This window comes from Candidatus Pelagibacter bacterium nBUS_36, from assembly GCF_051201215.1.
GTDB lineage: Bacteria > Pseudomonadota > Alphaproteobacteria > Pelagibacterales > Pelagibacteraceae > Pelagibacter.
In genome coordinates this window covers 336,522-354,735 of record NZ_CP172839.1, presented here as the reverse complement: position 1 = coordinate 354,735, position 18,214 = coordinate 336,522, and the positions used below count along the sequence as shown (strand labels likewise).

The following is an 18,214-nucleotide window of genomic DNA, read 5'->3' as shown; positions in this document are numbered from 1 at the left end:
TATCTAAGTAAAACTGTTAATGTTCTTCTCTATATTTGCTATGACAAGCTTTACAATTACCCCACATTAATTTTCCAACAGTTCCCTTAATGTCGTCTGTAGTTTCAATTAAAGAGGTTAGTTTAATCATATCAACAGATGATTTTTTCATTAGTGTATTGAAATTTTCTTTATCCTGCCAAATAGTTGGTAAAGCACCGGTTTTAAAACCCTCTTTAGAATTTTCAGGAAATAATCCCAACAATACCTCATAATTTTTACTCATTTCAATCATCAATTCTTTAGCTTCATCAAATTCTCCATTAGCAGATAAGGATTGAACTCTTTTTGCGGTCTTATAATTCTTACTAAATAAAGCCTTTCTTGCTTTGATAGTATCTTCAGCCGACTGATCAGAATAAGCATTAGAACCTAAAAATACTAAAATAATTATAAACAAACAGGTACCAATATTGTTTGCAATATGTTTAATTGGGAAATGCATGTTAAAAATACTTTAACAGAGTATGGTTTAATCTCAAAATTTTTACATTGGGCAAGTGCTGCATTGCTTCTCATTCAAATTCCGCTTGGATTTTATTTGGTAGATTTAGATTTTGGACCAGAGAGATTGAGCTTTGAAAATATTCACGTGATAATTGGTTTATCTATATTTTACTTGGTAATTTTAAGGTTAATTTATAAAATCTTTAACCCAACACCAAAATTAGAACCAAGTATTTTTAAAGGTCAAAAATTTCTAGCAAAGCTAAATCATGTACTTCTGTATGTGACAATTCTATCAATCACAATATCAGGAATTTTTAAGAAATTATTCAATGGAGAAGCACTCACAATCATTTTTAAAAAAATTAAAATTCAAGATAATTTTGAATTAGGAGAATTATTTTATGATATTCATATTTTTTCAAACTATTTACTGATAGCTCTTATCATTATTCATTTAATGGCTGTGATTATCCATAAATTATTTTTTAATGACAATTTATTAAAAAAAATTCTTTAGCTAATGAATATTTTTTGCATTCTTTATAATATGATGCAAGTTCAACCCTCGGTCACATAGTTTTATCAATCCTGTAATATTTGTTATTCCTAAATCTTTTGCTTTGTTTAAAAGAAACAAAAACAATCTAGCTGTTAACCAGCAATCACCTAGGGCAGAATGTCTAACTTGATCATCAGCTTTTATATTAAAGTGTTCACATAAACTTGTTAGTTCATAATTCTTTAAATCTGGGAAAAGTCCTGCAGTAAGATGAATTGTATCAATTGGCTGAATAACCTTCATTCGATTGGCAAGATTAGTATTTTTAGCATTGTTTTTTAAAAATTTAATATCAAAATCAATATTATGACCAACTAAAACACTCTTTTTAATAAACTTTAGTATTTTATCTTCTATTTCAATTAATGTTGGTTTGTCTTTAACATCTTCATCCTTAATGTTGTGTATCATAGTTGATTGTTCTGGAATTTTTATTTGAGGATTCACTAATTCATCTAAAATCACATCTTCTCTGATCTTAAATTCACTAATTTTAATAGAAGCAACAGATACAACTTTATCTCCCTTAGACACTCTCAATCCTGTTGTTTCGGTATCTAAAATTGCAAAATTAGATTGCTCAAGTGTTACTCGATTAAACAACTTTTGTTTTTCAAAATAATATTTAATCTTATTAAAAATACTCTTCACCAATATCTACTCTTACCCTTTGTTTTAATTTTCTAATTTGTTTAAGATAAATTTTTAAAACTTTTTTTTCTCTTTCAAGTAAAGTTTTTGGATCAATAAAATTTTTAATTGTTAAACCTTGTTTTGTTCTTTCAACTTGATTTTTAAGTAAAATATTTGACATAAAACGATGAGCATTTTTGAAAAAATCTACTTCATCAACAGTTAAAACCTTTAATTTATTTAGTTCATTTAATCGCTCAAATGTTGAAATTTTTGTAACCTTATGTTTGATTGAATATAATCTAATACTTTCTACCAACGGAAGTGTTCCTGTGTGTTTTAGGTTTAATAATCCTAAATTTTCCTTATCATTTTTTTCTAAAATAAATTGACCAAAAAAACCAATTGCAGCATCACTTTGTTCTTCACTAAAATACAAAAACTTTAATAATTTTTTTTCATGCAGTTTTTTGTTTAAATAAATCTTTAAATTTTCAGCTAGTTTTTTTTTACCATAAATAGATCTAAAATCGTAAAGCATATCAATATTTCTCATATCTTGAGGGGTGTGATTATCTAAAAATTGAGTAATTTGATTTTTCCATTCTGGTACACTTTTTCTCCACAATGGATTACTTGCCATTAAGTCTCCTTTACAAAAAGGAATACCGCAGTCATCCAAAGTTTTTGTAAAATCCTTAGCAAGTTCATTAAAATATAAATCTAATTTTTTTGGGTCTTCATTGTTACTTTCATAGATTATTCCATTATCCTGGTCAGGATGCAGAAAACTTTCCATTCTCCCCCCTGAGCCCATAACAATGACCGAATATTCTGGAATTTTTTCTATTATATTTTTTTCCCCAACTCTTTTTTCTGCCAATCGAATTGCCCTACGGTAGATGACATTATTTAAAAAACTTAATAAATATGAAATATCACCTGGATAAGCATTTCTAACTAACATGTTATTAGCTAAAACGACTTGTTGTTGTTTAATTTTAATTAAACCTGAAACGTCTTGCTCATCATAAGTCATGTTGTCAATTTGATTGACCACATCTCCTAATTCAGCTTGCAAAGCTGTATTCATATCAATCATTCCCTGTATTTTTAAACTCATATCTAAAACAGGAAGATGATTTAAATTTAATTTTCTCATTTTGCCTACCGCATGAAATAACAAATCATCCTCATAAACAAATTTAACTGGATGTGTCATAACTTGATCAACTTTTGTTTTCTCATCAGTGCTAAAAGCGACCCTTTTAAGAATATCTTTTTCAGTTATTATTCCGATCATTTTTTCATTTTCTTGAATTATGACAGTTGATTTTTTTTCTTTTCTGAGTTTCTCAATAGTTGTTTTAACCAGTTCATTTTTTTCAACCAGGATAAAGTCATTAGTCATATAATTCATGACTTTATTAGTAAACAAATCTACACTGTTAGATCTTTTAGACATTTTTAGATATAATTATACATTGCAACTTATCGTTAAATATAATTTTTTTTTTAAAGTTTGAATTAATTTCATTCACTCCCTTTTTGATTTGATTTAGATCAAATTCTAATAATATTGAAATATACCTATCGTTAATCATTTGAAGGTATTTTGATTTTAAAATTTTAACTTTATAAATAAATCTTTTTGTCTTACTAATTTTGTTGTTTTTCTTTAGTAGTGCAATTATCTTTTTGTCCCTATTCAAAGATTTTTTAAGTTTACTGTTCATTAATTTGAATGTAGGGATTTCATTTTTATATGGATCTAAAGTTAACACCATAATAACACCATTTGGTTTTAGATATTTTTTACAAAGTTTAATTAGTTTTTTGATTTCTCTTATTTTCAACAAGTGAATTGTTTGTTTTATTAAGATTAAATCAAAAAACTTTTTATTTTTGTCTAAAAAATTTAAACCATTTAATTTTTTAAATCTAATTCTTTTATCTTTGTCTTTGTGGTCTACAATATCGATACCTGTAGGTTTAGATGTTAACTTTAATTCATTATATAAGTTTCCAGAAATTTTGCCCCTTCCACACCCAATATCTAAAATTTCAGATTTAGAATTAAGATTGCTGTTTTTAATTAAGAATTTACTGAAAGATTTAATATAATCTTTTGAGGACAACCAAGTTTTATTATCCCAATTTTTTAACGATACCATTTTGTTTTTTTTATAGAAATCTAATCCTCTACTTCTGATAATAGTGATGCATTTCCACCCATTGAAGCAGTATTGTTAGAAATACTTTGTTCATGGCATAACCGTTTTAAATACTCAGGTCCTCCAGCTTTTGGACCTGTGCCTGATTTTTCATATCCCCCAAAAGGTTGAACTCCTACTACTGCACCAATCATGTTTCTATTTATATAAATATTGCCAATTTCAGCTTTTTCTACCACCCTATCAATGGTTTTGTCTATTCTACTGTGTATACCAAGTGTTAATCCAAATCCAAGATCATTAATATCTTCGATTAATTGATCTAAATTTGAAGCTTTATACTTCAGCATGTGGACTACTGGACCAAATACTTCATTTTTTAAATCTGATAGTTTTTCAATTTCAATTAATGTTGGTGGAATAAAATTACCTTGATTTAAATTTATCTCTGTTTGGAAAACTTTATCAAATTTTTTTATATGATTATTAATATTATCAAATGCTTCAGTATCAATTACTGGCCCAATATCTGTTGACAATTCTTCTGGATTACCGACTTTTTGTGTTTTCATTGCTCCAATTAAAGTATGCTTAGTATGTTCATAGATATTTTCTTCAACACATAATATTCTACAAGCTGAACATCTTTGCCCCGCACTATCAAAACCTGAATTAACTACATCTTTTACAACATGCTCTGTTAAAGCTGAAGTATCTACAATCATGCAATTAAGACCTCCTGTTTCTGCAATGAAAGTTGGAATATTTTCTTTTTGCTGAAGATTAGATTGAATAATTTTTGCTGTTTCTAAGGAACCAGTGAAGATGACATTCTTAAGTTTTTTATCATTAATAACTTTTTTTCCAATTAATGCTCCGTCACCTAATAGCAATGCAATTGCGTTACTGGGCAAACCAGCTTTTAATAAAAGTTTTATGATATAATATGCTGCAAATGATGATTGTTCAGCGGGTTTGGTAATTACTACATTGCCAGTAATAAGTGCAGCAACAGTTTGACCTATAAAAATTGCTACTGGAAAATTCCAAGGGCTTACCACAAACGAAAGACCTTTTCCTACCATTCTGTATTGATTAAGTTCTCCAGTTGGTCCTTTTAATGTTTGAGTTTGAAATAAATTTAAAGCTTCTTTTGAATAGTATCTGCAAAAATCAATTGCTTCTCTAATCTCTGCAATTGAGTTTTTAATACTTTTACCAGACTCTTTTGCACATATTTCAATAATGTCATTTGCATTATCTTCAATTAAATTTGCAAATTTTAAAAAAATCTCAGCTTTTTTTTCAATTGGAAATTTTTTCCATTTTGAAGAGTATTCTTTTAAGCTTTCAATTGCTATTTCAGATATCTTCTCATCAGCAAAATACTTTTTGCCTAAAACTGAAGAGCTATGAGGAGATTTTATATCTATCTCTTTATCTGATTTAATATCCTTACCATTAATTAATGAGTAAGCTTTAATATCTTTAAATTTTCCATTAAATTGAAAACTTTTAACCACATCTTCCTCACTTAAATCTAAGCCTTTCGAATTTTTTCGATCTCCATAGATATCTATTGGTTTTTTAATTTTGTCCTCATCAAGTTTTTCAATTTTAGCAAGTGGGGATTGAATTAACTTTGAGACATCAAAATCTTTTGTTTTTAGTTGATGAATAAATGAAGTGTTAGCACCATTTTCTAGTAATCTTCTTACTAAATAAGGTAGTAAATCTTTGTAGCCACCAACTGGCGCATAAACTCTACATTTAAAATTTTCATCTTTTTCAAAATATGAATAAATTTCATCACCCATTCCATGTAATTTTTGAAATTCAAAATCCCGATCTTTAAAAAGAGTTTTAATATATGAAATACTATGAGCGTTGTGGGTCGCAAATTGTGAAAAAACATTATCATTTTCATAGAGCTTATGAGCACAAGCTAGATATGATATGTCGGTTGCAAATTTTTTAGTAAACACTGGGTAATCAATAAAACCTTGTTCTTGAGCAACTTTTATTTCTGTATCCCAGTAAGCTCCCTTAACCAATCTAATATTAATCTTTTTATTAACTTCACTTAAATATTTCTTAAGCCAATCTAATACAAAAAAAGCTCTCTTTTGGTAAGCTTGAACCGCAAATCCAAAACCTTGATATTTTTCATCAATCAATTTACTTTCAATTATTTCCTTAAATATGAATAACGATAAATTTAATCTATCAGCTTCTTCTGCATCAAAACAAATATCAACATTATTTTCTCTTCCAAGTTCAGTAAGTTTATAAGCCTTTGGAAAAAGTTCTTTTTTTAATAGATCTAATTTGTTTCGCTCATATCTTGGATGTAGAGATGATAGTTTAATGGAAATACTTTTTTTATGAGGGTTCTTTCCTTTGCCAGTTTTAATTATTGCTTCTTCATATTGACTATAATATCGATCAGAATCCTCATAAGTAACTGCTGCTTCACCCAACATATCAAATGAAAAAGTATATTTGTCATGTTTTTTTTCATTACTAAAATTAATTGCTTTTTTGATATCTCTTTCAAAAACAAATTGTTTAGCAAGAATATTAATTGCTTGCTTGATTGCATTTCTTAAAATTGGGCCTGAAAGATTTTTAACAACTTTACCTAATATATTTTTATTTTCTTCAACTTTTTCTTCAACAATTTTACCTGTTAATAAAAAAGCTATTGAGGAGATATTTACAAATAAATCTTTATCATTTTTGATATATTTTTTCCAATCTCCTATTGGAATTTTGTCTTCTATTAAATCATTAATTGTTGTTGCATCTGGTATTCTTAAAAGAGCTTCTGCTAAACACATCAGCACAATACCTTCGTTGCTTGTAAGTGAGAACTCATGAATTAATTTACTAAATGGGCTTCCAGCTTTGTAGTTTTGAGCATTTTTAACAATATTAATTGATAAATAATCTATTTGTTTTTGATTAAGTTCTGAAAAATTAGACACTAGATAGTAAAAATGATCTTTGACTAATTTTTTTTGATTTAAATATTTATTATCGAATATATTTTCCATTGCTTAGTGACAGGCTATTCCAAACTTTTTTAATCTCCAATAATTGTAAGGCCAGGGAGTTAAAAAACCCACAATTAACATGATTGGCGCAATCCACCATGTTAACATTGCCCCACCTGTTAAAAGATAATCAGTTAAGTTCATTGCAATTTCCATACTAATCATTGAAATAAAACTCATCCCACATGCAATTTTAAATGCACTTTTGAAATTAAAATTCTGTCTCATTAATATTATAGTCTCTAGAATTATACTTGTGATTAAACCGTTTATGATTGCTAGAGTCATAATGGCTACAACTGTCCATGGAATTTGTGTAATTTGAAAAAATAAGATAGTTCCAAAATCTCCAATCGAACAACCAATCACACACCACATCGTATTTTTAGCACTTGATTTCCAAGTGTGATTACATGACCAATCAAATGTGGAGGTATTCATAATAATTTGATATTAATATTTTATGATCTTTAAACAAGTATTTGACATTAAAACTTCAACTTATACGTATTTAATTGCTTCGGCAAAAGGTCGCGAAGCTATAATTATAGATCCAGTAATCGAAAATGTTAATGAATATATTCAACTTTTAAAAGCATTAGATCTTAAACTTGTAAAAGTCATTGATACTCATATTCATGCAGACCACGTAACAGGAGCATCTAAATTAAAAAAAGCAACAAATTGTGCAACTATTATGGGAGAGCACACACCTTCTGAAGCTGTTGAGATTAAAGTTAAAGATAACGAAATAATAAAAATTGATGATTTAGAAATTAAGTCAATCTATACACCGGGGCATACATCGGAAAGTTATAGTTTTTTACTAGAAAACTATTTATTTTCAGGTGATGCGCTTTTGATTAATGGGACTGGAAGAACTGATTTTCAAAATGGAAATTCAAAAGATTCCTATCATTCAATTTTTGATAAACTTTTAAAATTACCTGAAGAAACTCTTCTTTATCCTGGTCATGATTATAATGGTAAAAAAGTAAGTACGATTGGAAATGAAAAAAAATTTAATCCTAGATTACAGGTTAAAAATGTTGATGAATATATTGAAATTATGGCAAACTTAAATCTGACTAAACCAGATATGATGGATAGTAATGTTAGTAGAAATATTCAATTAGGTATTAATTGAATATAATAAAAATTAAAAACCAATAAGAAATCAATCCAGAAAATATTGTAGCGATTACATTTTTGCTAACAAGACCGACGACTATTGCAATAGTTGCTGCAAATATTTTTGGATTATTTTCAATTAAAACATCTCCCGTCATATCTAAGAAAATAGCTGGAAAAATAATTGCTGGAAATATTGCTGATGGAACAAATGACAAAACTTCTCTCACTCTATCTGTGAACATTTCTTTTTTAAGTATTGCAATCATTAAATATCTTGAAAAGAAAGTAATTAAACCACAGTAAATTATTAATGACCACTCAACCATTATTTAACCCTTTGAATTTTGTTAAAATCATTGCTGCTATCAAACCGCTTGTTGCTGCTACTATTACGTACGCTTTAAATGGAATAATTTCATACCCAACTGTTGCTATTAAACCAGAAATAATAATTACAATTACATTTATTAATTTTCTTAAATCGTCAACTATTAAAGCTAAAAATGTTAAGGGAACTGCAAAACTTAATCCAAGTTTTTCTGGTATTATTGAACCTAAAAATATTCCAATTATTGTTGTTATTTGCCATATAACCCAACAAGTAGCCCCTGCACCAAATGAATGAAAAGCTTTATCTTTATCAGAACTTTTTTTTAAATAAGAATTTGTTACTGCAAACGCTTGATCAACTAAAAAATAAGAAATTATTATTTTCCACGTCATTTTAAAGTCTGACATATGTTCTGATAAAACAGCCCCATATAGTAAATGCCTTGAATTAACTGCTCCTACTGAACTCAGTATTACCAATGAAGAAGCACCAGCAGAGAAAAGTTGTAAGAAAATTATTTGTGATGCTCCACCAAAAATAATAATCGACATAGCAATTGTTGTTATTGGTGATAAACCGAGATCAATAGCCAAAACTCCAAATATTATTCCAAAAGGAACAACAGGTATCATTAATGGGCTTACATCTGCCACGCCTTTGAAAAATATTTTAGATCTATTACTCATTTAAAGACGCTATGTATTAGAAGCAAACTATATGGTCAATATTTATTGGTCGCTTGATACCAAATTTTTCATCAATTTCATGTTGGTGCATATGGTGTGAATGGACAAAAACAGGGATAAGTAAATCACTATTAGTTTTTAAAGTATATATAAAGTTAGTACCTCTAAATTTTCTATCTACAACTTCTAGCTTTAAATTGCTCTGGTCATCATGTTCTAGATCTTCAGGCTGCAATAATAATTGAACATCTGAACCCTTTGGATAACGTTTTGTAAAATTGCCATTAATGGTTCCCAGATCATCACTTTCTAAGCTATTTTCACCGGTAACTTTTGCTGGAATTAAAATTCCTCTATTTAGAAAATTTACAACCTCTACAGAATTTGGAAAATGGTAAACATTATAAGGATCATCATATTGTTTGAGTTGACTGTCTAAAATTATTCCACATTTGCTTCCAAGGTAAAAAGCTTCATATGAATCATGTGTTACTATTATTGTTGTAATCTTAAGGTCAGTCAAAACTTGTTTTAGTTTAACTTGAATCTCTTCTTTAAAACTTTGATCTACGTTTGATAATGGCTCATCCAATAAAAGTAAATCTGGCTTAGAGAGTAATGCTCTAGCTAACGCTGCTCTCTGTGCTTCACCAGAGCTAATTTGGTGAGGAAATTTTTCTTTGACATGATCTAAATGAAGAAATTTTATAACTTCTTCAATAGTTAAACTTTTTTTCTTTTTTTTATTTCTCTCAGCTCCAAATTTAATGTTTTCAAGGACATTGTAATGAGGAAACAGTGAGTTATCTTGAAATGCTAATGAGATATTTCTATTTTCTGGTTCAATATGAACATCTTTAGATGAAATAATTTTATTTTTTAATGAAATTGTTCCAGACTGAATTTTTTCTAATCCAGCTATTGTCCTTAATATAGTTGTTTTACCAATGCCAGATGGACCTAAAAGACAAATAATATCACCTTCATTTTCTATTGTTAAAGAAACATTGTTAACTTTGCTTTTAGCACTTGCTGCAAAGGTAACATTGTCAATTTCTAAAAAATTTTTTGGCATATAAGAATTAATCCTTAAGAATATATCTAGATGTAATTAAAATAAAGAAACTTGCAATAAGAATTAAGAATAATGAGGGTGCTGCAGCAGCTTCTAATAAGTCCTGAGATGCAAATATGTAGGCTTGAGTTGCAAAGGTCTCAAAATTAAAAGGTCGCATTATTAGTGTTATAGGTAACTCTTTTATAATTTCTATAGCAATTAATATTCCAATCAACATAATAGAATTTTTTAAATAAGGAATATGTATATTTTTAAAAGTTTTAAATTTTGAATAACCTAAAAGATATGCACTTTCATCAATTGAATAATTTATTTTTAAATAACCAGATTTGATTCCATTACTTGCTAAAGAATAAAATCTAATAAAATAAACAATAACCAAACCCAATACAGAACCAATGAAAATAGATTTTATATTTCTAATTTCAAATAAATTTATAATATTATTATCAAACCAAGAAATAAAAGTGATAAATGCAACTGCTAAAATTATGCCAGGAATAGCATATCCAGATATTGAAAAAGTAGTTAAAATTTCTAGAAATTTACTACGAGAAAGTCTATTTCCATAATTTGAAATAAAAGCAAAACCAATCAGAACTATACTTGATAATAAAACTAGAATTATTGTGTTAGAAAATAATTCAAATAAATTTAAATCTGCTAAATGTTTTGGAAAAATAACTGTCCAATAAAGCATTTGCAAAACAGGAAATAAAAAACTAATAAAAAAAACTAAAAAACAAAATGAAAAGGCTAGCCAAGCTCTTAAGCCATATAAGGTTGTTAATGATTTCTTTTTAAATCCACCTTTACTTGGTGAGTGATACTGTGCTTTTTTTCTAGATAAATTTTCTAATATGAATAATCCGAGGATAAAAATTAAAAGGTAAAAAGATAATTGATTTGCTAAGGCAAGATCATCAAAAGAAATCCATGCGTTATAAATTCCAGTCGTAAGTGTCGAAATTCCAAAAAAAGATACTGAACCAAAATCAGACAAAGTTTCCATGGCAACCAGTGATAATCCAGCTACTATTGCGGGTCGTGCTGATGGTAAGATTATTTTTAAAAATGATTTTTGTTTAGTAAAACCAAGATTTCTTCCAAGTTCTATTAAATTTTGTGATTGATAATGAAAAGAAGCCCTTGTTAGCACGTACACATAACCAAATAATGAAAATGAAATTGAAAGTATTGCGCCCATCATTCCATCAAATTTAGGTATTGAAGAATTGTAGTCACCTTCACCAAATAAATTTTTTAATATGGAAAAAGCTGTTCCATAATTTTCAAAAAAAGCTGTCAAAGAATATGCATAAATATAAGAAGGTACTGCGAAAGATAAAATCAATGCCCACTTAAAAAAATTTGCTCCTGGAAATGAATAAAATGAAACTAAATAAGCTCCTGTTACTCCGATCACAAAGGTAAGAAATAAAACACCCAATAAAAGTGATAAAGAGTTAAAGATATAATCATATAGGAATGTATTTTTGATAATACTTGAATATTCACCAGTGCTCTCAAAAAAGCTGGAAAATACAGTTAGAATAGGTATTGCAACTGCAATTGAAATCAAAAAAGAACTTAAATACCAAATATTTATTTTTCTTAAAAACATACTTACCCTTTAATGTTAAGTGAACATAACTAATAGAAGGGTAAGGACTATTAAATTATGTTCACTTTTTGAAAATTAATCTTTTTTATCAAAAATATTTACGAATTGATCAGTCTCATCACTTTTGATTTCAGATAACTTTCTGTTATTCATTTTTTTTTCAATTTTTTTACACTCTGAGAAACACGGATCGCACCCCTTAGAAGACTTATTATAATCAAAATTTAATGAATTCTTTTTTATCATTAATTACTTCCACTTAGCTCCAAGCATACACTCTAAAGCTGTTGCCTGGTTTTTTCCATAATTAACTACTTTAGTATTTAAATCTTGTTTAAATCCTAGACCCATTTTTTTAACTAAGTCATGAGGCTCAACACCATCAATCATTGGATATTCAAATGTATTATTAACTATATGTTCCTGTGCTTCTTTTGTTAAAAGAAATTCAAGAAGTTTTTTTGCATTATCTGGATTTGGAGAATTTTTTAAAACTCCACCACCACTAATATTCATATGCGTTCCTCTATCTCCTTGATTAGGAAAGAACGGTAATACTTTTTTAGCAGCTGATTGTTGCTCAGCTCCTTTTTTTCCAGATAACATTAAAGCCAAATAATAAGTATTCGCTACAGCTAGGTCTGCTTCTCCTGCGGCTACTGCTAAAATTTGAGCTCTATCATTACCCTTAGAGTCCCTCGCCATATTAGCAACAACACCTTTTGACCATTCACAAGTAGCTTTTTTTCCATTATTCTTAACTAATGAAGCAACTAAAGATTGGTTATAGATATTGTTTGATTGTCTAATAACAACTCTTCCTTTCCATTTAGGATCGGCAAGACCCTCATAAGTCATTCCATTTAATTCATTGGCATTAACTCTTTCTGGAGAGTAATACATAATTCTTGCTCTCTTAGCTATTCCAGTCCAGTTGGCAGATCTAAAATTTTTTGGGACAGCTGCTTTAATTGCTGAAGTCATTGAATTTTGAAACATCCCTTTTGCATCAAATGCGCCTAGTCTTCCAGCATCTGCGGTAATATAAATATCCGCTTTAGAGTCTGTGCCTTCTTCAGTTATTCTTTTTTGAAGGGCTTTATCTTTTCCAGATACAACATTAACTTTAATACCTGTTTTTGAAGTAAATTTTTCATAAAGCTGAATATCTGAATCGTAATGTCTTGCACTGAATACATTAACTTCAGCTGCAAAAACCATATTGGTAAAGAAAACCAAAGTTAGTACTAATAAACTTATTTTTTTCATTTTATCCTTTTCTTTACCCTTGTTATTTTTCAGTTGAGAACTATTCTCAATGCGAATGATTATCAATCGCATATAATGTCGCAGTTGTAAAGGACTATTTGTATATAATTTATAGATGAGATCTTTAGGAAATTGTTATTTCCAGTCGCCTATTTTACTAAATAAGAAGTTTCTAAAAGCTTGAACTCTTGCAGTATTTTTTAAAGATTGAGGATAAACAAAATGAGCTTCGGTAATTGGGCCTTCAGATTTTGGAAGAACTTTAATTACATTGGTTGAATTTGATACTAAATATTCTGGTAAAGCAGCTAAACCTACTCCAGTCTCTACTGCCAGAAGTAAACCCATCACACTATTTACCTTCATTACAGTTTTTCTTTTTTTGCCATCATGCATACCAAGTTTTAATGCCCAATCAGGATTATATACTGGAGACGGCGCTCCTTTACCAAATGAAATAAAATTATGTTTATTTAAATCAGCAATAGTCTTTGGCATACCGAATTTTTCTAAATATTTATTAGATCCATAAATATAATACTTAATATCAACTAATTTTTTTTGAATATAGTTTAGTTGTTTTGGTCTTCTCATAAAAATTCCAATATCAGCTTGTCTAGTACTTAAATCTAATTCTTTATCATCAAACACCAATTCAATTTCAATTTCTGGGTTTAATCTCATAAACTCTTGAATTCTTGGTGTTAACCAGTGAGTACCAAAACTTCTTACAGTTGTAATCGTTAATTTTCCAGTTGGTTTATTTTTTTGATCTCCTAAAGATGTTTCAACTTCTTTTAGCTTGCTGATTACTTCATGGGCAGTTTTAAACACATATTCACCATTTTCAGTAAGTGTTAATCCTCTAGCATGTCTTTCAAATAACTGTACTTTTAAATCTTGTTCGAGAGATTGTATTTGTCTGCTTATTGCTGACTGACTTAAATTAAGATTAACAGTCGCATTGGTAAAACTACCAGCTTCTGCAACTGCATGAAAAATCTTTAATTTGTCCCAGTCCATTATTTGTTAACATCGACTATGTATCTGCCTGATGTTTCTCCTTTTAGCATTTTTGAATAAATATCCGTTAATTCATTCAAGCCGATTGTTTTAATAGACTCTTCAAGCTTATCAAAATCAATTACATTCGAAACTTCATTCCAAACAAATTCTCTTCTTTTAATTGATGCAGTGACCGAATTTATACCCCATAATTTTACTCCTCGAATTATAAATGGCATTACTGTTGTACTTAATTTGTAATCAGACGCATTTCCACATGCAGCAACAATTCCGTTATCTCTTGCTTGAGCTAATGTATTAGCTAAAATTTTTCCACCTACTGTATCCACTACTCCATCCCATAAACCTTTGTCTAGTGGTCTTGGATCTTTGTCAAAATCGTCTTTATTTACAACTGTTTTTGCACCTATTGATTTTAAATAATCTTCGTTTGATTTTTTTCCTGTTACCGCTGTTACATCGTAACTGAACTTTGATAAAATCATTACAGCAATACTTCCAACACCACCTGAAGCACCAGTAACTAATACATCTTTTACTTTTTCGCCTAATAATAATTCTTCTCTAGCTTTAATTGCAAAACAACAAAGCAATGCAGTCAAACCAGCTGTACCCATAATCATTGATTGTTTTAAAGATAGGTTTTTTGGTTTTTTAACCAAAAAATCTCCACTTACTTTTGCGTATTGTGAAAAACCACCATAATAAATCTCTCCGACTCTCCAACCTGTTAAGATTACTTCATCATCTTTTTTAAATTTATCATTTGAACTTTCAACAACTGTTCCTGAAAAATCAATACCTGGTATATGAGGAAATTCTTTAACTAACTTTGCGCCATTATTTAAAATTAATGCATCTTTGTAATTTAAACATGAATACTCAACTTTAACTGTTACATCACCATGTTTTAAAAAACTTTTGTCAATTGATTTAACTTCTCTTGTAAAGCTTTCACCCTCTTGATTGATGATTAATGCTTTGAATAGATCTGACACAATATTATTTGCTTATAAATCTAAGATACCTATTTTGAATGCTTAAGTCTTCTTTAAACTGACCTAAAAAATAATTAGTAACTGTTGTTGCGCTTTCTTTTTTGATTCCTCTCATTGTCATACATTGATGAGCAGCATCAATTGTAACTGCAACACCTTTTGCATCTAATGATTTCATTAAAGCTTGTGCAACTTGCATTGTTAGTCTTTCTTGAGTTTGTAATCTTTTTGAAAAAACTTCAACAACTCTTGCAAGTTTACTTAACCCAACAACTCTATCTTTTGGAATATATGCAACATGTGCCGTACCAACTATTGGCGCCATATGATGCTCACAATGACTAGTAACTGAAATATTTTTTTCAACAACCATATCATCATAACCTTCAACGTCACCAAAAGTTTTATCTAAAATTTTTCCAGCATCTTCGTTATAGCCCCCAAAATATTCTTTAAATGCTTTAACAACTCTTTTAGGTGTTTCAAGCAAACCTTCTCTACTTGGGTCTTCGCCCATCCAGGCTAATATAGTTTTGAAAGCTTCTTCAGCTTCTTGGTCAGAAACTTTGTTTCTGTCTAAAACTTTACTATCGGTATCTTTAACTAATTTCATAGCGCCTTTTTATACAGTAAATACTTAATTTTAAAATATTTAATATATCGAGATTTATGTTAAATAATCAATCCATATGTTCAAAAAGAGAGAAAATGTCCTAGAAATTGAAGAAGGAAATCTGTTATCACCTAAATTTGATAATGATGGGTTAATACCTGTCATTACAATGTGCTCTAAAACAAAAGATGTTTTAATGCATGGATATATGAATGTTGAGGCTTTAAAAAAAACAATTGAAACAAAAGAAGCTCATTATTTTAGTAGATCAAGAAAAGCTATTTGGCATAAAGGTAAAACAAGTGGATTTACCCAAAAAGTAACTGAAATTAGAATTGATGATGATCAAGACTCAATTTGGATGACTGTAGATATTGGTGAGGGGTCAAGTTGCCATGTAGGATATAGATCATGTTTTTATAGATCTATACCAATGGGGCCAATAGAAAATGGTCGAGAAATCAAAATGAAGTTTGAAGAAAAAGAAAAATCTTTTGATCCAGAAGAAGTTTATAAAGGTCAGCCCAATCCAACCAAAATCTAAATGAGTGAAAAACAAAAAAATGTTTTAGGTGAAGACCTAGAAGAGTGCTCTAATAATCCTCTAACAGGCTGGTATCGAGATGGTTGCTGTAATACAGATGAAAATGATCATGGTATTCATACTGTTTGTGCAAAAGTTACAACTGAATTTTTAGAATGGTTAAAAGTTGCAGGTAATGATTTAATAACACCTCACCCTGAGTTTGGATTTCCTGGTTTAAAAGATGGTGATGGATGGTGTGTTTGTGCTAGCTGGTACGCTAAAGCAGTTGAAGCTGGTATAGGTTGTCCAGTATTTTTGAAAAGAACTCATAAAAATACTCTTAAGCACGTACCTATTGAAACATTAAAAAAGTTTGCAATAGATTTATCTTAATTTACATATTTCCATATTTAGGCCCACCACTACCTTCTGGTGTCACCCAAGTAATATTTTGCGAAGGCTCTTTAATATCACAAGTTTTACAGTGAATACAATTTTGAGAATTAATCACAAATTTATTTTGATCATTTTCTTTTTGAACTTCATAAACACCTGCTGGACAATATCTTTGTGCAGGTTCATCAAATTTTTCTAAAGTGTAACTAATTGGCAAATTAGGATCTTTAAGTTTTAAATGAACTGGTTGATTTTCAGCATGATTTGTACCAGTTAGATAAACCGAACTTGTTTTATCAAAGGTGATGACATTATCATATTTTGGATAATCTATTTTAGGCATCTCATTTGCTGGTTTTAGTGTTTCATGATCAGCATGTTTGTGTTTTAGAGTAAAAGGCAGCTTTCCTTTAAATAAAATTTGATCAATTCCAGTAAATATTATTCCAAGTATTAAACCCCAACTAAAACTAGGTTTTACATTACGAGCCGCATGAAGTTCTTCATAAACCCAACTCTTTTTAAATTTTTCCTCATAAATTGATAAATTTTTATTTTCTTTAATATTTTCAAATATTGTTTCAGCAGCAATCATTCCACTTTTCATTGCTGTATGAGACCCTTTAATTTTTGGCATGTTTAATGTTCCTGCATCACAACCAACCAGTAATGCTCCTGGCATAAACATTTGAGGCAAACTTTGGAGGCCTCCTTCAATTAAGGCACGCGCTCCATAAGAAATCCTTTTTCCTCCTTCAACTATTTTTTTAATTGCTGGATGGGTTTTAAATCGTTGAAACTCATCGTATGGAGAAAGATGTGGGTTTTTATAATCTAAGCCAATAACATATCCTAAAAACACTTGCTTATTTTCAGCATGATACATAAAGCTTCCACCATAAGTATTATTGTCTAATGGCCAACCTGCAGTATGCATTACCATTCCTTCTTCATGATTTTTATCTTCTATTTCCCAAATTTCTTTAAAACCAATTCCATACTGTTGAGGATCTTTATCTTTTGAGAGATTAAATTTTTCAATTAATTGTTTTCCTAAGTGACCTCTACAACCTTCTGCAAATACAGTTACTTTTCCTAATAATTCTATACCGGGCTCAAAACTATCTTTTTGATTTCCTTCTTTATCAATACCCATATCTTGAGTAGCAACCCCCTTAACAGATCCATCTTCGTTATATAAAATTTCACTTGCTGGAAATCCTGGAAATATTTCAACTCCTAATGCTTCAGCTTGTTCAGCAAGCCATCTGCATAAATTTGCTAAACTAATGATGTAGTTGTTGTGATTTTGCTGAACTTTAGGAAGCAACCATGTGGGCCAACTTAATGATTTTGTTTTACCTAAAAATAAAAATTTTTCTTTTGAAACTTTAGTTTTAATTGGAGAGTTAAGTTCTTTCCAATTTGGTAATAGTTCATCTAATGCTCGCGTTTCAAAAACATTACCACTTAAAATATGCGCACCAATCTCTGATGCTTTTTCTAATAAACAAACGTTTAAATTCGGATCAAGTTGTTTAAGTTTAATTGCTGTAGATAATCCAGAGGGACCACCTCCAATAATAACAACATCATATTCCATCGACTCTCTAGCCATATGA

General features: G+C 29.2%; 20 protein-coding genes. 4 read left to right on the top strand and 16 right to left on the bottom strand.

Annotated elements, in window-relative coordinates; genetic code table 11:
• Positions 1 to 16 precede the first annotated feature (16 nt).
• On the bottom strand, positions 17 to 484 hold the full coding sequence (locus ACIJYI_RS01840) for a c-type cytochrome (RefSeq protein WP_435114425.1): 468 nt from the start codon (positions 482 to 484) through the stop codon (positions 17 to 19).
• Between ACIJYI_RS01840 and ACIJYI_RS01835 the strand changes: the two genes are divergently transcribed.
• The gene (locus tag ACIJYI_RS01835; protein ID WP_435114424.1) at positions 479 to 1,006 is read left to right on the top strand and encodes a cytochrome b; all 528 of its coding nucleotides are present in this window, start codon (positions 479 to 481) and stop codon (positions 1,004 to 1,006) included. The genes ACIJYI_RS01840 and ACIJYI_RS01835 overlap by 6 nt on opposite strands.
• Here ACIJYI_RS01835 and ACIJYI_RS01830 read toward each other — a convergent pair whose 3' ends face one another.
• From ACIJYI_RS01830 to ACIJYI_RS01810, 5 genes are read right to left on the bottom strand one after another with little or no spacing between them, the layout of a single operon-like run.
• Positions 1,007 to 1,699: a 3'-5' exonuclease gene (locus ACIJYI_RS01830; RefSeq protein WP_435114423.1), complete on the bottom strand. Its 693-nt coding sequence runs from the start codon at positions 1,697 to 1,699 to the stop codon at positions 1,007 to 1,009. It lies immediately after the preceding gene.
• Positions 1,683 to 3,146, bottom strand: coding sequence for a DUF294 nucleotidyltransferase-like domain-containing protein (locus ACIJYI_RS01825; protein WP_435114422.1), 1,464 nt, complete (start codon positions 3,144 to 3,146; stop codon positions 1,683 to 1,685). Before ACIJYI_RS01825 ends, ACIJYI_RS01830 begins: the two co-directional genes overlap by 17 nt.
• The gene (locus ACIJYI_RS01820; RefSeq protein WP_435114421.1) at positions 3,139 to 3,855 is read right to left on the bottom strand and encodes a class I SAM-dependent methyltransferase; all 717 of its coding nucleotides are present in this window, start codon (positions 3,853 to 3,855) and stop codon (positions 3,139 to 3,141) included. Before ACIJYI_RS01820 ends, ACIJYI_RS01825 begins: the two co-directional genes overlap by 8 nt.
• Before the next feature lie 20 nt (positions 3,856 to 3,875).
• Positions 3,876 to 6,911 carry a bifunctional proline dehydrogenase/L-glutamate gamma-semialdehyde dehydrogenase PutA gene (gene putA, locus ACIJYI_RS01815; protein ID WP_435114420.1) on the bottom strand — a complete coding sequence of 1,012 codons (3,036 nt, stop codon included), beginning with the start codon at positions 6,909 to 6,911 and terminating at the stop codon, positions 3,876 to 3,878.
• Positions 6,912 to 6,914: 3 nt separating this feature from the next.
• Entirely contained in the window at positions 6,915 to 7,352 is a 438-nt protein-coding gene (locus ACIJYI_RS01810; protein WP_435114419.1) for a DUF4396 domain-containing protein, read from the bottom strand.
• A 22-nt stretch (positions 7,353 to 7,374) separates the two neighbouring features.
• On the opposite strand from ACIJYI_RS01810, the gene ACIJYI_RS01805 reads away from it, so the two are divergent.
• Positions 7,375 to 8,058, top strand: a complete 684-nt coding sequence (locus ACIJYI_RS01805; RefSeq protein ID WP_435114418.1) for an MBL fold metallo-hydrolase — start codon at positions 7,375 to 7,377, stop codon at positions 8,056 to 8,058.
• Here the strand turns inward: ACIJYI_RS01805 and ACIJYI_RS01800 are convergent.
• The 9 genes from ACIJYI_RS01800 to folE all read right to left on the bottom strand — a co-directional run bounded on the left by ACIJYI_RS01800 (position 8,051) and on the right by folE (position 15,670).
• On the bottom strand, positions 8,051 to 8,371 hold the full coding sequence (locus ACIJYI_RS01800; protein ID WP_435114417.1) for an AzlD domain-containing protein: 321 nt from the start codon (positions 8,369 to 8,371) through the stop codon (positions 8,051 to 8,053). The genes ACIJYI_RS01805 and ACIJYI_RS01800 overlap by 8 nt on opposite strands.
• The gene (locus ACIJYI_RS01795) at positions 8,364 to 9,062 is read right to left on the bottom strand and encodes an AzlC family ABC transporter permease (RefSeq protein WP_435114416.1); all 699 of its coding nucleotides are present in this window, start codon (positions 9,060 to 9,062) and stop codon (positions 8,364 to 8,366) included. The genes ACIJYI_RS01800 and ACIJYI_RS01795 overlap by 8 nt, the downstream gene beginning before the upstream one ends.
• Before the next feature lie 16 nt (positions 9,063 to 9,078).
• A complete protein-coding gene (locus tag ACIJYI_RS01790) occupies positions 9,079 to 10,137 on the bottom strand; it encodes an ABC transporter ATP-binding protein (protein ID WP_435114415.1) in 1,059 nt (352 codons plus the stop codon).
• 7 nt (positions 10,138 to 10,144) lie between these two features.
• Positions 10,145 to 11,764 carry an ABC transporter permease gene (locus ACIJYI_RS01785; protein WP_435114414.1) on the bottom strand — a complete coding sequence of 540 codons (1,620 nt, stop codon included), beginning with the start codon at positions 11,762 to 11,764 and terminating at the stop codon, positions 10,145 to 10,147.
• 75 nt (positions 11,765 to 11,839) lie between these two features.
• The gene (locus tag ACIJYI_RS01780; protein ID WP_435090838.1) at positions 11,840 to 12,010 is read right to left on the bottom strand and encodes a hypothetical protein; all 171 of its coding nucleotides are present in this window, start codon (positions 12,008 to 12,010) and stop codon (positions 11,840 to 11,842) included.
• Between the two features lie 3 nt (positions 12,011 to 12,013).
• Entirely contained in the window at positions 12,014 to 13,033 is a 1,020-nt protein-coding gene (locus ACIJYI_RS01775) for an extracellular solute-binding protein (protein ID WP_435114413.1), read from the bottom strand.
• Between the two features lie 135 nt (positions 13,034 to 13,168).
• Positions 13,169 to 14,056 (bottom strand): LysR family transcriptional regulator, encoded by an 888-nt coding sequence (locus tag ACIJYI_RS01770; RefSeq protein ID WP_435090836.1) that lies wholly within the window; start codon positions 14,054 to 14,056, stop codon positions 13,169 to 13,171.
• Positions 14,056 to 15,057: an oxidoreductase gene (locus tag ACIJYI_RS01765; RefSeq protein WP_435114412.1), complete on the bottom strand. Its 1,002-nt coding sequence runs from the start codon at positions 15,055 to 15,057 to the stop codon at positions 14,056 to 14,058. Before ACIJYI_RS01765 ends, ACIJYI_RS01770 begins: the two co-directional genes overlap by 1 nt.
• Before the next feature lie 4 nt (positions 15,058 to 15,061).
• On the bottom strand, positions 15,062 to 15,670 hold the full coding sequence (gene folE / locus ACIJYI_RS01760; RefSeq protein ID WP_435114411.1) for a GTP cyclohydrolase I FolE: 609 nt from the start codon (positions 15,668 to 15,670) through the stop codon (positions 15,062 to 15,064).
• A gap of 76 nt (positions 15,671 to 15,746) precedes the next feature.
• Here folE and hisI point away from each other — a divergent pair, with 76 nt between their 5' ends.
• Positions 15,747 to 16,214, top strand: coding sequence for a phosphoribosyl-AMP cyclohydrolase (gene hisI, locus ACIJYI_RS01755; protein WP_435090833.1), 468 nt, complete (start codon positions 15,747 to 15,749; stop codon positions 16,212 to 16,214).
• Positions 16,215 to 16,589, top strand: a complete 375-nt coding sequence (locus ACIJYI_RS01750) for a DUF2237 family protein (protein WP_435114410.1) — start codon at positions 16,215 to 16,217, stop codon at positions 16,587 to 16,589.
• A gap of 1 nt (position 16,590) precedes the next feature.
• On the opposite strand, the gene ACIJYI_RS01745 is transcribed toward ACIJYI_RS01750, so the two are convergent.
• Positions 16,591 to 18,210, bottom strand: a complete 1,620-nt coding sequence (locus tag ACIJYI_RS01745; protein ID WP_435114409.1) for an electron transfer flavoprotein-ubiquinone oxidoreductase — start codon at positions 18,208 to 18,210, stop codon at positions 16,591 to 16,593.
• Positions 18,211 to 18,214 lie beyond the last annotated feature (4 nt).

Excerpts from the sequence above, each read along its gene's own strand:
- ACIJYI_RS01795 (WP_435114416.1), bottom strand. The coding sequence starts at position 9,062 with ATGAGTAATAGATCTAAAATATTTTTCAAAGGCGTGGCAGATGTAAGC.
- ACIJYI_RS01840 (WP_435114425.1), bottom strand. The coding sequence starts at position 484 with ATGCATTTCCCAATTAAACATATTGCAAACAATATTGGTACCTGTTTG.
- ACIJYI_RS01790 (WP_435114415.1), bottom strand. The coding sequence starts at position 10,137 with ATGCCAAAAAATTTTTTAGAAATTGACAATGTTACCTTTGCAGCAAGT.
- ACIJYI_RS01805 (WP_435114418.1), top strand. The coding sequence starts at position 7,375 with ATGATCTTTAAACAAGTATTTGACATTAAAACTTCAACTTATACGTAT.
- hisI (WP_435090833.1), top strand. The coding sequence starts at position 15,747 with ATGTTCAAAAAGAGAGAAAATGTCCTAGAAATTGAAGAAGGAAATCTG.
- folE (WP_435114411.1), bottom strand. The coding sequence starts at position 15,670 with ATGAAATTAGTTAAAGATACCGATAGTAAAGTTTTAGACAGAAACAAA.
- ACIJYI_RS01750 (WP_435114410.1), top strand. The coding sequence starts at position 16,215 with ATGAGTGAAAAACAAAAAAATGTTTTAGGTGAAGACCTAGAAGAGTGC.
- ACIJYI_RS01810 (WP_435114419.1), bottom strand. The coding sequence starts at position 7,352 with ATGAATACCTCCACATTTGATTGGTCATGTAATCACACTTGGAAATCA.
- putA (WP_435114420.1), bottom strand. The coding sequence starts at position 6,911 with ATGGAAAATATATTCGATAATAAATATTTAAATCAAAAAAAATTAGTC.
- ACIJYI_RS01770 (WP_435090836.1), bottom strand. The coding sequence starts at position 14,056 with ATGGACTGGGACAAATTAAAGATTTTTCATGCAGTTGCAGAAGCTGGT.
- ACIJYI_RS01825 (WP_435114422.1), bottom strand. The coding sequence starts at position 3,146 with ATGTCTAAAAGATCTAACAGTGTAGATTTGTTTACTAATAAAGTCATG.
- ACIJYI_RS01835 (WP_435114424.1), top strand. The coding sequence starts at position 479 with ATGCATGTTAAAAATACTTTAACAGAGTATGGTTTAATCTCAAAATTT.
- ACIJYI_RS01785 (WP_435114414.1), bottom strand. The coding sequence starts at position 11,764 with ATGTTTTTAAGAAAAATAAATATTTGGTATTTAAGTTCTTTTTTGATT.
- ACIJYI_RS01745 (WP_435114409.1), bottom strand. The coding sequence starts at position 18,210 with ATGGCTAGAGAGTCGATGGAATATGATGTTGTTATTATTGGAGGTGGT.
- ACIJYI_RS01780 (WP_435090838.1), bottom strand. The coding sequence starts at position 12,010 with ATGATAAAAAAGAATTCATTAAATTTTGATTATAATAAGTCTTCTAAG.
- ACIJYI_RS01775 (WP_435114413.1), bottom strand. The coding sequence starts at position 13,033 with ATGAAAAAAATAAGTTTATTAGTACTAACTTTGGTTTTCTTTACCAAT.
- ACIJYI_RS01800 (WP_435114417.1), bottom strand. The coding sequence starts at position 8,371 with ATGGTTGAGTGGTCATTAATAATTTACTGTGGTTTAATTACTTTCTTT.
- ACIJYI_RS01820 (WP_435114421.1), bottom strand. The coding sequence starts at position 3,855 with ATGGTATCGTTAAAAAATTGGGATAATAAAACTTGGTTGTCCTCAAAA.